Source organism: Pseudarthrobacter sp. MDT1-40-2 (assembly GCF_059383595.1).
The window spans coordinates 1,111,884-1,124,417 of record NZ_JBWZCL010000001.1 but is presented as its reverse complement, the minus strand read 5'-3'; the positions used below and the strand labels follow the sequence as shown (position 1 = coordinate 1,124,417).

The window sequence follows — 12,534 nt, the reverse complement described above, 5'->3', positions numbered from 1 at the left end:
CTCAATAGCGCTCGACTAACCAGTGACCAGGATGGCCGGCTGGGTGTACCCGGCGAACGTCAGGCTGTACTCATAGCTGATGCTGGTGCCAGTGATATCCGCTTCCCAGTTGGGGTTCGGGCAGCTGAAATCAGCCAGGAACTGCTGCGAGCTTGTTCCGGTCGCACTCTGCGGCGGGACGACAAGCCTGCCGTTCTTGGTCGACGTGATCACGCTGGATGTGGTCGTGGTCTCGGACTCAGTGAACGGGTCTACGACCTTGCTCTTCGATCCGGGATTGTGGCACACGCCCGTGAACGTGCTGGTGACGGTCAATGTAACGGTTGCGTTTGTGTTCCCGACGCCTGCGATCTGCGTACCCGTACAGGATACGGTGAGGCCGTTGAGGGTACAGACCGGCTCACCGGAACCCTTCGTGTAGTGCGCTCCCTGGGGGAGCGTTGTCGAAGTTCGTGACCGCCTGCGCGGCAGTCATTCCCGTTGCGAGGACGAACAGTATTGCCGCGAACAGAGTCAGGACGCGGCGGAGTGATAGCTTCATTTGTTTCAGACTTTCTGCAGATACCTGGAGCCTGAGGCCCGAAGGCAGAAATAAACAGGAGCCACGGATCCCGCTACGGCAGGTCCGCGTGTGATTTGGTGGCCCTCATAAAAGACAGAGAGCCGCGAGGCCGCAGCACCTAGCGTGGGCTGCGCCTTTCAATTCGGGGAGCGACCAGCAGCGCCATTGGTTGTGCTGTCCTCACCACTCACCAGATCGAGGGTGTTCCGGCTGGTTTGGTTACTGATTGGGATTCTTTCTATGCACATGCTGCACGATGAATCCGCCGAACCCCAGCCCGTGGCGGTGCGCCTGCCGTGGACGGCTGGCGACTCGGAGGCCTTAGAAATTCGCCTCCCGACGGAAGCCACGTTACGTCTGTGCGGTGCCGGGGTCAATAGCGGCGGCTACAGTCCTCCAGATGACATGCGGTGCTTTAGCCGCACAGACACGTTGCGGTGGAAGGTCCGGATGCTCCGCCGGAAAAGGGAATTGAAGTAGTCACGGGAGGCGTCAAGCGGCAACGCCTTTTTCGGCGGCAGTCCCAAGCCGTGTTTGTTCCTGTGCGGTCCACGGAACGCCCGGCTAGTGATCGTCAGGGGCGTTGACTAGGCTGAGTTGTAATCGTGATTATGTGGCACGGAGCTTGAGCGAGCCGGTGACCACCGAAACGCCTGGACTGTGGCGCCACGTTAAGGAGAACCGAATGAACAACCCAAGCCCCGCCCACACTGATGCGCCCCGGAACGGCTCTCCAACGCCGGGCGCTGGTACAAGCGCCGCCGCTTCGGGGGCGTCAGCGCCGGGTGTGACGCCGACTGCCGTGGCTACGCCCGGTGCGTCAGCGCCGGTTGGATCCGGCGCCGGCGCCAAGGCAGCGCTGGGCCCCTTCACCACTCGTGATCTCGCGGTTTTCGCCGCCGGGCTCCTGCTCTTCGTGGCCTCCCTGCTTCCGTTGTTCGCCGAAACCTACAATCTCTGGAACCTGGGCAGCCTGTTCTCCCTGGCCCTGGGCATCCTGCTGCCGCTCATAGTTGTGGCACTCTTCGTGGCCCGCCGGCTGACCCCGCAGACAAGCCTGCGCATCGGCTCGTTGTCGATTGACCAGTTCGCTTCCGTCACTGCGTCGTACACCCTCGGCTTCTTTTTCCTGGCCGCTGCGGCCTCCTTCGAATCAACGATGCTTGTTGGCCTGCTCGGTGCCATCCTGTTGTTCGCCGCCACTGTTCTGGGCCGGTTCATCCCCTTCTTCAGCCGCGATTTCCTGAACCGGGCCGAGACGCCCGCCCACGTCGTTGCCCGCGATTCCGCAGTTCCGGCACGGAAGCCCCGTGAGGATAAGGTGCCCAACCCGGCTGCCCGGGAAGATGGTCATGCTGCGGCTTCTCCTTCCGGCCCTGCTGCAACCCTTAGGGCTGCTGCCGCAAAGACTGCGTCCGCCGTAGCATCTGTGACCGGAAGGTCTGAGGCAGGAGACTCTGACGCCGGGAAGTCCCAGAATGGAATTCACGACGCCGGTACCGCGGGTCGAGCCGCCGCCACTCCATCTGCTGCACCCGCCGCAGCGGCGGCGGCACCCACGGCCGCGTCCGCCGTCGTGCCTCCCAGGGCTGAAGGCGGACAGGGCGCCCGCGCGACAGACTCCGTCCAGCACACTGAAGCTGCCTCGGACCGCTGGTCCGCTACGCCGGCCACCACGGTAAACCCGCAGGTCCGTCAGCAGGAACCGATCGGTGCCACCGTCGATCCCGCGAGCCGTCCCGAACCGGATGAGCAGCCCACCTATGAGGCCTTCTGGTTCGCCGTAGCACAGCCGCGCACCGCCGTTGATCCGCACTCCGGCGCTCCGGTCTTTGTGATCGAGCCAGGCGGCTGGGTGCTGGCCCTTGAAGACCGCGGGAACGAATTCCTGGTTCAGCACACAGACGGACGGGTCGGGATTCTGCACGATCTCAGCAATATCGAGCGGGGTTAATAGCACCATGAGCACGCCCGCGGAGCGGATGCGCCGGACGGCGAAGGAGCCCGCGCTCAGCGATCCGGCACTGAATGATCCTGCACTGAACGATCCTGCACTGAACGATCCTGTACTGAATGATCCTGTATTGAACGATCCCGCACTTGAGGGGACGGCGCTGACCCAACCCGCACCGAAGGCTGTGCCCGGCGAATCGCTGCTGGCACTTAAACGGCGGGCACGGCGGATCAACCGGGAGCTGGCCGTGGCCTACCCCTACGCGCATGCCGAACTGGACTTCCGCAACCCGTACGAACTGCTGGTGGCTACCGTCCTTTCCGCGCAGACCACCGATGTCCTCATCAACAAAATCACTCCATTGCTGTTCGCCCGGTACCCGGACGCGCGGCATTTGGCAGATGCGGACCCGGGCGACCTGGAACAAATCCTCAAGCCCACCGGCTTTTTCCGTGCCAAATCACGGAACCTGCTGGCGCTGGCAAACCGGCTGGTGGACGAGTATGACGGAGAGGTCCCTGGCCGGCTCGAGGATCTGGTGACGCTTCCCGGAGTCGGCCGCAAAACAGCGAACGTTGTGCTGGGCAACGCTTTTGGGATTCCCGGTATTACCGTGGACACGCACTTCGGCCGGTTGGCCCGCCGGTTCGGCTGGACCGCTTCCGAGGACCCGATTCGCATCGAGGCAGAGGTCGCCGCGCTGTTTGAACCCAAGGACTGGACCCAGTTGTCACACAGGGTGGTATTCCACGGGCGCCGGGTCTGCCACGCACGCCGGCCCGCCTGCGGCGCCTGCCCCGTAGCCAACTGGTGCCCCAGCTATGGGTTGGGGGAAACCGAGCCGGTCAAGGCGGCCAAGCTGCGCAAATACGAACTGGCGCCGGGCAACGAAGCGCTCCTTGCCCAGCTGTTGGCCGAGACACACCGGGCAGCCGAAATCAGGATGGCGTCGCAGCGGCAGGGCACAGCTGGATGAACGTTCGGGACGATCTGCTGAAGCTGGTGGCCGCCCACGAATCGGGCGAAGGAGCAGGCAGCCATCCGCACTTGGATCCGGACGCCGTGGACCCGGCCGTGGCGCGCCGGGCGGCAGTGCTCATCCTCTTCGGTGCCCTGGACGACGTGCCCGCCAAGTCGGACAAACCCTACGCCCCGGCGGACCTGGACGTCCTGTTGCTGGAACGCGCCCACACGCTGAATTCACATCCGGGGCAGGTGTCCTTCCCCGGCGGCGGTCTTGAGCACGATGGCGAATCGGTAGTGGAGGCAGCCCTCCGCGAAGCCGAAGAAGAGACCGGCCTGGACCCTGCCGGCGTCGAGATCGTGGGCGTGCTGCCCGAGCTGGGCCTGATCCGAAGCAACTTCCTGGTGCGACCGGTTCTCGCCTGGTGGGCCTCGCCGTCACCGGTAAGGGTCGTGGATTACGGCGAGTCGGCGCAGGTTTTCCGCGTCCCGGTCCGGGACCTGCTGGACCCGGCCAACCGCGTCACGGCAACTATCACTGCTTTCGGGAAGACCCACAAAAGCCCTGGGTTCCTGGTACGCGACGTCGTGGTGTGGGGGTTTACGGGCCTGATCCTGAACGAATTGTTCGACCAACTGGGCTGGACCGTAGCGTGGGATCGGGACCGGGAGTATCCGATTTTGTTGTGAGGACGCTCATCGGTGTGCGCGAACTCTTTTGGTGAGAGCGCTGTCCGGCTGCGGAACAGGGTTTTGGCCGGCCGCCCGGTAAAACTCCACCTCGGCGTTGAGGGCCCGCGACGATTCCATTTCCTCGAGGGCCGCGGCATCACCGGCGTCCAGCGCGTGCCGGCCAGCGGCTGTGGTGAGCCGTGACCGGGCCACAACCGCGTCGTGCTGGTCTCCCAAAAGGCGTTGCTGGATGATGGCAGGTTCCAGGATGGTGCTTGCCGAGTCAGGAAATGCTTCCGCCACCGCTTCCACCGCATAGCGCAGCGACTTCAGGGCCTTCCGCGTTTCATGGAGGGACGCGAAGTGGACCTCTTCCGGGGCCTCCGCCATGGTGGCCTCCAGCTGTTCCCGGACTGCGGTCCATTTGGACTGGAGCGCCGTACGAGCCTTCTTCCTGCCCATGGTCTTGCGGGGCTGAGCGTCCAGCGCCTGCAACAAGTTCCGGATGGAGCGCCGGCAATCGACCAGGTCAGGACCTGTTGTGGCCAAGAGTTTCGCCTGGGCCGCCGAGTGGGCACCGAGGGCGCCGATCAAACCCCGGATGGCGGCTGGGCGCCGCCAGTTGCCCGCATCCATGGCCAGTTCCAACCGACGGGCCATCACATAGGCGTCGCGGGATTCGCCCAGCCTGCGTGCCAGCTTCCTCAGCATTCTTCGGTCGTGTTTGGGCAGGGGCGGCAGGAAGTCGCGGTAGACACTGACCGCTGAGCGGAAGCGCCGCAGGGCCAACCGTGCGCCGTGAACGGCCTCCGGGTCTGCTGAGGCAACCAGACCCAGGTGCCCGTCGAGCTCCGACAGCTGCAATTGGGCGTAGGCAAGCACCGCGGCTCCGGGCTTGATCCTCTTTTTCTTGCCTCGTGTTGCTGGCTGCGCGTCGCTCATTCCGACAGTTTCCTCCGGGCGAGGACCCCCGGCAAGCGGCACGGCCCCCTTCGATGGCCTACTTGGCAGCGTCGTACGAGTCCACAACGGACACACTGACGGGGAACTCGACCGGGACCTTCCCGAACAATAGCTCCTTGGCGGAATTGGCGGCGTCTTCGATCGCCGCAATGCAGGAGGGGACGGCAGCCACCGGGGCGTGCACCATCACCTCGTCGTGCAGGAAGAAAACGAGTTCGCCGGTCACCGAACCGCCGGCACCCAGGGCACGCAGCCGCCGTCGTAATTCCGCCAGCCAGCACGACGCCCAGTCCGCCGCCGATCCCTGCACCACAAAATTCCGGGTGAACCTTCCCCGCGACCTCGCGATAGATTCTGCGCGGCGCTGCTCTTCGGCCGACGTCGAACGCTGGCTCTGGTACCAGGCCTCCGATGGCGGCGGCGTGCTCCGGCCCAGCCTGGTGCTAACGGTCCGCCCGGCCTCACCGTCCCGGGCCGCCCGTTCCACATATTCGACGGCGCGTGGATACGTCCGTGCCAGCTGCGGCATCAGGCGGCCGGATTCACCCGTGGTGGCGCCGTAGATCGCGCCGAGCAGAGCGACCTTGGCTTTGGCGCGGTCACCGCCGAAGCCCTGCGCCGCGATGCCCGCGTACAGGTCCTTGTCCCGGGCAGCTTCCGCCATTTTGATGTCCTGTGCGAGGGCCACCAGGACGCGCGGCTCCAGCTGTGCGGCGTCGGCAACTATCAGTTTGTGGCCAGGCTCGGCACGCACGGCCGCCCTGATCTGGCGCGGAATCTGCAGGGCGCCGCCGCCGCGCGAAGCCCAGCGGCCGGACACCACACCGCCCACCACATATTCAGGCCGGAACCGGCCGTCCGCCACCCAGGCGTCCAACCAGGCCCAGCCGTTGGCGGTGTGCAACCGGGACAGTTTCTTGTATTCAAGCAGCGGTTCAATGGCCGGATGGTCCGATCCCTTCAGCTCCCACTGCCGCGTGGACTTCACTTCGATGCCATTGCGGTGCAGGGCCCGAATCAGGTCCTGGGGCGAATCCGGGTTGAGCCGCGGCGAGTCCAGCAGCCGCCGCAGCTCGTTGCCCAGGGCCTCCAGCCTGGCGGGCCGCTGGCTGTTGGCGGGCCGCGGTCCCAAAAAATCCTCGAGGATGCTGCCATGGACGTCCTCGCGCCACGGAAGTCCGGCATGTTGCATTTCCGTCGCAATCATGGCCGAGGCCGACTCCGCGGCGAGCAGGAGCTGGAGCCTGTGCCGCTGGTTCCCCTCCAGCGGAACCTCTGAGACGGCCCGCTGCTGGGCCGCGAACTCACTGCGCAGGTCCTTCAGCCCGAGGTTTTGCCCGGCAGCACCGTTTGCCCCGCCCGAGCCGGTCGCGGTGTGCCGGGGCGCGTCAAACAGCGCACCCTGGTCGGCGGGCGGCGGCGGCGGACGGAGAACCCGGGACGGCTCTACAAGACCGTCGTCTGCCGGAAGCCGTTCGCTGGATTGTGCGTAGTCCGTATGGATGGTGAATTCGGAGAACGCCAGGATGTTGCCGCATAGCGTGAGGTCGTGGCAGCGTTCCAGGTCCACACCGGCAGCCAGAAACCGCGGATACCAATCCTGGGTGCGGTGCCACACCCAGCGCGGCCTGGTGCTGCTGCCGGCGGTTTCCAGGCTGCGGACGACGGCGGGAAGTTCGGCCGTGCGGATCACACGCGGTTCGGGGCGGTCCGGGTGGGGATCACCGGTGGCAGTCAGAGCCTGCAGGGCCGCCCCATCAGGGTGGGAGGCGAGGAGCAGGTACATAGCTCAATTCTGCCCGCTCCCGGGGTTCAGTTCATACCAGCCGCTTCGGTATGTGGACAGCCTGGTTCCGCTGCGCACTTTGCGGCCCGCCGTTACGCCACTGTTCCCCCACAGACCTTTTGCCTGCGGCTTAGGGAACGGCGGAGCAGCGTGTTTTCCACATAGCACTTCTACAGCCTTCCTCCGCCAAGCCGGCGGCAGGCACAGTGGCTGCATGAACAGGCATCAACGGCCGCCGGAAGCCCCCGAGCCACCACCGGTCCAGGCACCCTACCAACCGGCTGTCCATCCGAACCTATGGCAAACAGTTGCTGGGGCCGGCAGTGCTGCCGGCGCAATCGTTGGCGGCAATGGCTCGGTGGACCAGTGGGAGCAGCCGTGGCTGCCGGGGCAGTCCGGCGAGATCCTGCTGGTAACGGCATTCGATTTCCTCCGCAACGAGGTGGCGCGGATTGTCGCAGCAGCCGGAGGCCAGCTGCGCTGCATGGACGACGCCATCCAGGCGGCCCCCTATTGGGATGCGGCAGAAGCCGTGCTGGTGGGGAGTGATATCAGGGAACTCCCGCCCCGCCGTCGGGCTCCTGCGGTCCTGGTGGGAACCAGCGGCGAAGGGGACAGCCTGTGGCATCTGGCTGCCGCGCTCGGAGCCGAGCGTGTTGCCGTGCTCCCGGATGCGGCCGGCTGGCTGGCAGAGTATCTTGCGCGCTCACGGTCGCCGGAAGCAGGGGCTGTGCTCATCGGGGTAACAGGAGGTTGCGGCGGGGCAGGCGCCAGCACCGCGGCCATCTGGTTATCCCAGGCCGCGGCAGGACTGGGCGCCAGTACTCTTTTGGTTGACGGCGATCCCTGGGGCGGTGGGCTTGAACTGGCGCTTGCCGCGGAGGAGTCTGCAGGGCTGCGCTGGCCGGACCTGGCTGATGCCAGCGGAAGCATAGATCCGGAGCAGTTAAGGCATTCACTGCCAGTGGCCGGAGGTTTTTCCTTCCTCTCATGGCCGGGCAACCGTGAGCGGCCCGCGGCAATACCCGGAGCCACCCTGGCCGGAGTCCTGGACGCGGCCCGGCGCGGGTTTGAGGTGGTGGTGGTTGATATCGGCCGTGCTGCCGAGCCGTTCCAGCAGTTCGCCTGGGACTGCGACCGAATCCTCATCGTCGTTCCACCCCACTTGAAGGCAGCAGTCGCCGCGGCCAGGCTGGTGCAGGAACTCCCGCCTGTGGAGACAGGAATGCTGGTGCGGGGGAAAACGAAGGCAACACTGGATGCCGCGCTGATCTCAGAAGCCGTGCGGCTACCAATCCACGGCTACATCCCGGAAATCCGGGGTACCGCTGCCGCTACCGAATCGGGAGGTCTGCTTGACCTTGGGAAGCGGCGGTCCGTACGACGCTTTGCTACCGGTGTTCTGGACGCCGTAGACGATGTCCTGCTGCCGGCAGACATGTCATGAACGGCGTACCAACCGGCCGTCGGCGGCGCCAACCGGAACCCGGTGAATTGCCGCGCAACGGTGCAGGCCGCGCTGGCGCGGCCAGTATGGACGCCGGGTTGCTGGAAACAGTCCGCGAGTCAGTAATGGCGGACGCAGGGCCCGTCACGCCGTCGCGGGTGGCAGCAGCAGTCCAGGCAACGGGGCGCCTCCTTGGAACTGCAGGATCGCTGGCGGTGGCCGAACGGCTCAGCGCCGAGCTGAACGGACTCGGACCGCTTCAACAGCTGACCCGGGACCCCAGGGTCACGGACATATTCGTGAATGCCCCCGATTCGATCTGGGTGGACAGGGGTGCCGGCCTGGAACGGGCAGCGGCCGCGTTCGCCGGGGAGGAGCACGTCCGCGCGCTCGCAGCCAGACTCGTGGCGGCCGGCGGGCGCCGGCTGGACGACGGTTCTCCCTGCGTGGACGTCAGGCTCGAGGCCGGATACCGCGTCCACGCGGTCCTGCCGCCCATCTCCACCGTCGGCACGCTGCTCAGCATCAGAATCCGGCGGGAGCAGGTGTTTTCACTTGAAGAGCTGCGGCAGAACGGACTCTTCGGGGACGGCGTCCAGGACATCCTGCAGCGCATCATCAGGAGCCGGCTGAGTTTCCTGATCAGCGGCGCCACCGGCTCAGGCAAGACCACCCTGCTATCCACCCTGCTGGGATTATGTCCGCCCCATGAACGGCTGGTCCTCATTGAAGACGCCGCTGAACTCAACCCGGTCCATCCACATGTTGTGGCATTGGAGACCCGGCACGGAAACCTGGAAGGCGGCGGTAGCGTTGACCTGGCGGAACTGGTCAGGCAGGCCCTGCGGATGCGCCCCGACCGGTTGCTGGTGGGTGAATGCCGCGGTGCCGAGGTCCGTGAACTGCTCACGGCAATGAACACCGGCCATACCGGCGGGGGCGGGACCATCCACGCCAACACCGCTATGGCTGTGCCTGCCCGGCTCATGGCATTGGGCGCTTTGGCCGGGTTGGACCAGCAGGCGGTGCGGCTCCAGGCAGCGAACGCCCTGGATGTCGTGATCCACGTTGAGCGCACGGCAAAAGGGCGGCGACTCAGCTGCATAGGCGTCGTCATGGACCACGACGGCAAGCTGGCCGTGGTGCCAGCGCTGGAGGTCGTTGACGGACAGGCCCGTCCGGGGCAGGCGTGGACCATACTTACGACGCGTCTCGGGCTGGATACCGATGTCCTTGGGCCCCCTTCATGACGGTGTTGGTTCCGGCATTGCTGACCGGACTGCTGGTGTTATCCGCCGCTCTCATGCTGGCGCCGCGACAGGGTGGGATCCGGCGGGTGCAAAGGGTGCTGGGTTGGCGGGCCGGTACTCCCGCTGCTGATGCCGCTGCTGCCAACGGGAAGCAGAACCGCCCAGGCACGCCCAGCATCCTCGCAGTTGCGGCATCGCGGCTCCCGGGTGGGCAGGCCCGTCTCAGGGGGTCCCAGGACGCGATGACACTGGTGGTGCAGCAGATGGCCGCACTCCTCAAGGGCGGCCGGAATCAGGCCCGTCTCTGGGAGGAATTGATGCTGGTCCATGGCGGGCTTTCCACGGGCCAATCCGTCCGAACTGTGACTCATACCCGCCGGCCTCAGCGCGCTGAGGCCGGCACTATGTTGGGTGGAGCGTCAATGGACGTGCTTGCGGCGGCGCGGGGTGCCTCAAGGCTTGGCGCTCCGGTGCCGGCAGCCATCAGAAATGCCGCCCTGCGGGCTTCCTTCCTGCCTGGCAATCGTGAACAGCGGGTGTGGTTCGACGTCGCCGCGTGCATGGATGTTGCGGACGCCAGTGGCTGTCCGTTAGCCGATGTCCTCAGCAGGCTGGCGGCGCAGCTGGAGGTGGAGGACGACGCCGAAGCAGCCCGGCAGACGGCGCTTGCCGGACCCAAAAGCACCGTTACCCTCCTTAGCTGGCTGCCTTTGACGGGACTGGGTCTAGGCGCCGTGCTGGGCGTTGACCCGGTGGCCATGCTACTCAACACGCCCATCGGGATCGCCGCGCTGCTGGCCGGTGCTACCCTGACCGTCGCCGGCCGTGTATGGTCTGCCAGATTGGTCCGTTCAGCAGCGGCAGGCCTCGGATGAGAACGGTGCAACGCCCGGTTCGGGGTCCCTGCCATGGCTGACCTGATAATTCCGTTGCTTATTGCCTTGATCCTTGCCGCCGCCGCGTGGCTGTCATTCCCGGCACGCTCTGCCCTGGCACGAAGACTGCATGGGTTGTCAGGACCGAAAACAGGGACCCGAGATGAGGATGGCCGCAGCCGTTCTGACGGACAGCCCGGCTTGCGCGACCCTGCCATGGTGCTGGAGTTGGTGGCGGCGATGCTCGAGGCCGGATCGGGCCTGGGCAGGGCACTTGAACTCGTGGCAGCGGCCTCTGTCGAGGAGATTCGAAGACCGCTCCGGCCCGTGGTGGCGGCGCTGGCTATCGGCGCTGACTGGGAGACCGCCTGGCGGACCAGCAGCACGCTCCATCCGGACATCGTGCTGCTGCGTGATGCTCTTGGCTTCGCTGCGTACACCGGCGCGCCCTCTGCCACCATCCTGTACGCGCAAGCGGCGCGCATCCGCCGTGACCGGTTCCGGCAGGCCGAAAAGCGTGCTGCCTCCCTGGGCGTGAAGCTGGTTATTCCACTTGGTCTCTGTTCGCTACCGGCTTTTATCTGTCTCGGCGTGGTGCCCGTTTTGCTCGCGCTGGTGCCGTCCGGAAGCTGAAACAGCCGCCGGACACCTTCCCTCCACAGGGGCTGATTCGGCCGGGTTATCCACTTGGCGGAACCGGGGCTTTCGGAGGCCCGTAGCGGGCGGGGACAGTCGATGTATCCGGTAAATCCGCCGGGCAATTGAAAGGAAAAGCAATGTCCGCACAACTCACAACGCTCGCCGGAACCTCCCCGGCACAGGCTTTCAGTACCACCGCTTCCGATGAAGCTGATGCCGGTCCGGACGCTCCCGGCACCTTGGCCAAGGTCATCGAGCTTTACCCCGGCATCATCACAGGCAGCAGCACCGGCAGTAGCCGCGTCACGGCCCGACGCAGGAATAACCGACTCGCCATCCTGCGGCTCAAGCTGAACTACTTCGGCCGCGCCCGACTCATGGCATCGGAGGCGGGTATGGCCACTGCGGAATACGCGATTGCCACCTTGGCCGCTGTCGGATTCGCCGGCCTGCTGGTTTTCGTGCTCCGCAGTGAAGAAGTACGTGGGTTCCTGCTCAACCTCATCCGTACGGCACTAGCCCTCCCATGAGTGGCGCGGGCTGCGGGAAGGGCATTGGCAGCGGCATAGCTGTAAGGCAGCGGAACCCGGATGACAGGGGAAGCATCAACCGGAAGCGGAAAGGCCACCGCGGGGTAAACCGGTGTCGGAAAACCTGGAGTCAGTGGGCTTTGGCTTCGGGATCCCGCGGAGCAGTGACTGCCGAGTTTGCCGTTGTCCTTCCCGCAGTCCTGTTCCTGCTTGCCCTGCTTCTTGCCGGAGCGGCCGCCGGGATAACCCAGCTGCGGCTGGAGGGGGCAGCCCGTGCAGGCGCCCGCGAACTCGCGCGGGGAGGGGAGACAGCCGCCGTGGCTCAGACCGTCCGCTCGCTGGCCGGATCAACTGCTTCCGCTTCCGTTTCCACTGACGGAGACTGGTCCACCGTGACGGTGGCTGACAGAGCAAGCGGTCCGTTGGGAGGCATGGTGCCATGGACGCTGTCCGCCACAGCCACTGCACGGACCGAGGCAACGTCCTGGCCCACGTCACTGGCTGGTGTCTCCGTTGGCGGGTAAGGATGCGGAGCGTGGTTCCGGAACGGTGCTGGCCGCCGGGCTTGGGATGGTCCTGGTGCTTTGCCTGTCGGTGCTGCTGCTTCTTGCCCAGGCTTCGGTCATGGCCGGACGGGCAGCGTCAGCGGCGGACTTGGCAGCGCTCGCGGCCGCTGATGCCTGGCGGGGCCTGACGTCCGGTGAGCCTTGTGCCGTGGCCAGGGAGGTAGCAGCGCGCCACAGCGCCCAACTGCTCGAGTGCACCACATCAGCTGATAGCTCGGTGGAAGTCCGGATCCAGCTCGACGCCGCGGTCATCATTGGTCGGGCCACAGCCACATCCAGGGCAGGCCCGCCCCCGCCACAACGGAAATGACCGGCTTCATGCCCAAG

The 12,534-nt window shown here is 65.9% G+C and carries 13 protein-coding genes; 10 read left to right on the top strand and 3 right to left on the bottom strand.

All coding sequences use genetic code 11. The features are described 5' to 3' along the window. Nucleotides 1–15 precede the first annotated feature (15 nt). Nucleotides 16–315 carry a hypothetical protein gene (locus AC50X5_RS05265; protein ID WP_494975025.1) on the bottom strand — a complete coding sequence of 100 codons (300 nt, stop codon included), beginning with the start codon at nt 313–315 and terminating at the stop codon, nt 16–18. 932 nt (nt 316–1,247) lie between these two features. On the opposite strand from AC50X5_RS05265, the gene AC50X5_RS05260 reads away from it, so the two are divergent. The 3 genes from AC50X5_RS05260 to AC50X5_RS05250 are packed head-to-tail and all read left to right on the top strand — an operon-like array spanning nt 1,248 to nt 4,169. Further along, nucleotides 1,248–2,516: a hypothetical protein gene (locus AC50X5_RS05260; RefSeq protein ID WP_494975024.1), complete on the top strand. Its 1,269-nt coding sequence runs from the start codon at nt 1,248–1,250 to the stop codon at nt 2,514–2,516. 7 nt (nt 2,517–2,523) lie between these two features. After that, nucleotides 2,524–3,492 carry an endonuclease III gene (gene nth, locus AC50X5_RS05255; protein WP_494975023.1) on the top strand — a complete coding sequence of 323 codons (969 nt, stop codon included), beginning with the start codon at nt 2,524–2,526 and terminating at the stop codon, nt 3,490–3,492. Then, a complete protein-coding gene (locus AC50X5_RS05250; RefSeq protein ID WP_494975022.1) occupies nt 3,489–4,169 on the top strand; it encodes an NUDIX hydrolase in 681 nt (226 codons plus the stop codon). Before nth ends, AC50X5_RS05250 begins: the two co-directional genes overlap by 4 nt. Nucleotides 4,170–4,175: 6 nt before the next feature. Here the strand turns inward: AC50X5_RS05250 and AC50X5_RS05245 are convergent, their stop codons facing one another. Together AC50X5_RS05245 and AC50X5_RS05240 are read right to left on the bottom strand one after the other, a co-directional pair. Further along, on the bottom strand, nt 4,176–5,093 hold the full coding sequence (locus AC50X5_RS05245) for a CHAD domain-containing protein (RefSeq protein ID WP_494975021.1): 918 nt from the start codon (nt 5,091–5,093) through the stop codon (nt 4,176–4,178). Nucleotides 5,094–5,151: 58 nt separating this feature from the next. Then, nucleotides 5,152–6,900, bottom strand: coding sequence for a bifunctional 3'-5' exonuclease/DNA polymerase (locus tag AC50X5_RS05240; RefSeq protein ID WP_494975020.1), 1,749 nt, complete (start codon nt 6,898–6,900; stop codon nt 5,152–5,154). A gap of 214 nt (nt 6,901–7,114) precedes the next feature. Between AC50X5_RS05240 and ssd the strand changes: the two genes are divergently transcribed. The 7 genes from ssd to AC50X5_RS05205 all read left to right on the top strand — a co-directional run bounded on the left by ssd (nt 7,115) and on the right by AC50X5_RS05205 (nt 12,517). Further along, the gene (ssd, locus tag AC50X5_RS05235; RefSeq protein ID WP_494975019.1) at nt 7,115–8,347 is read left to right on the top strand and encodes a septum site-determining protein Ssd; all 1,233 of its coding nucleotides are present in this window, start codon (nt 7,115–7,117) and stop codon (nt 8,345–8,347) included. Then, nucleotides 8,344–9,597, top strand: coding sequence for a TadA family conjugal transfer-associated ATPase (locus AC50X5_RS05230; protein WP_494975018.1), 1,254 nt, complete (start codon nt 8,344–8,346; stop codon nt 9,595–9,597). The genes ssd and AC50X5_RS05230 overlap by 4 nt, the downstream gene beginning before the upstream one ends. After that, entirely contained in the window at nt 9,594–10,472 is an 879-nt protein-coding gene (locus AC50X5_RS05225; RefSeq protein ID WP_494975017.1) for a type II secretion system F family protein, read from the top strand. The genes AC50X5_RS05230 and AC50X5_RS05225 overlap by 4 nt, the downstream gene beginning before the upstream one ends. Before the next feature lie 33 nt (nt 10,473–10,505). Continuing rightward, the gene (locus AC50X5_RS05220) at nt 10,506–11,105 is read left to right on the top strand and encodes a type II secretion system F family protein (protein ID WP_494975016.1); all 600 of its coding nucleotides are present in this window, start codon (nt 10,506–10,508) and stop codon (nt 11,103–11,105) included. A gap of 143 nt (nt 11,106–11,248) precedes the next feature. Beyond that, nucleotides 11,249–11,641 carry a DUF4244 domain-containing protein gene (locus tag AC50X5_RS05215; RefSeq protein WP_494975015.1) on the top strand — a complete coding sequence of 131 codons (393 nt, stop codon included), beginning with the start codon at nt 11,249–11,251 and terminating at the stop codon, nt 11,639–11,641. 164 nt (nt 11,642–11,805) lie between these two features. Continuing rightward, complete coding sequence (locus AC50X5_RS05210; RefSeq protein WP_494975014.1) at nt 11,806–12,165, top strand: TadE family type IV pilus minor pilin; 360 nt, start codon at nt 11,806–11,808, stop codon at nt 12,163–12,165. Further along, nucleotides 12,146–12,517: an Rv3654c family TadE-like protein gene (locus tag AC50X5_RS05205; RefSeq protein WP_494975013.1), complete on the top strand. Its 372-nt coding sequence runs from the start codon at nt 12,146–12,148 to the stop codon at nt 12,515–12,517. The genes AC50X5_RS05210 and AC50X5_RS05205 overlap by 20 nt, the downstream gene beginning before the upstream one ends. The last annotated feature ends 17 nt before the right edge of the window (nt 12,518–12,534 follow it).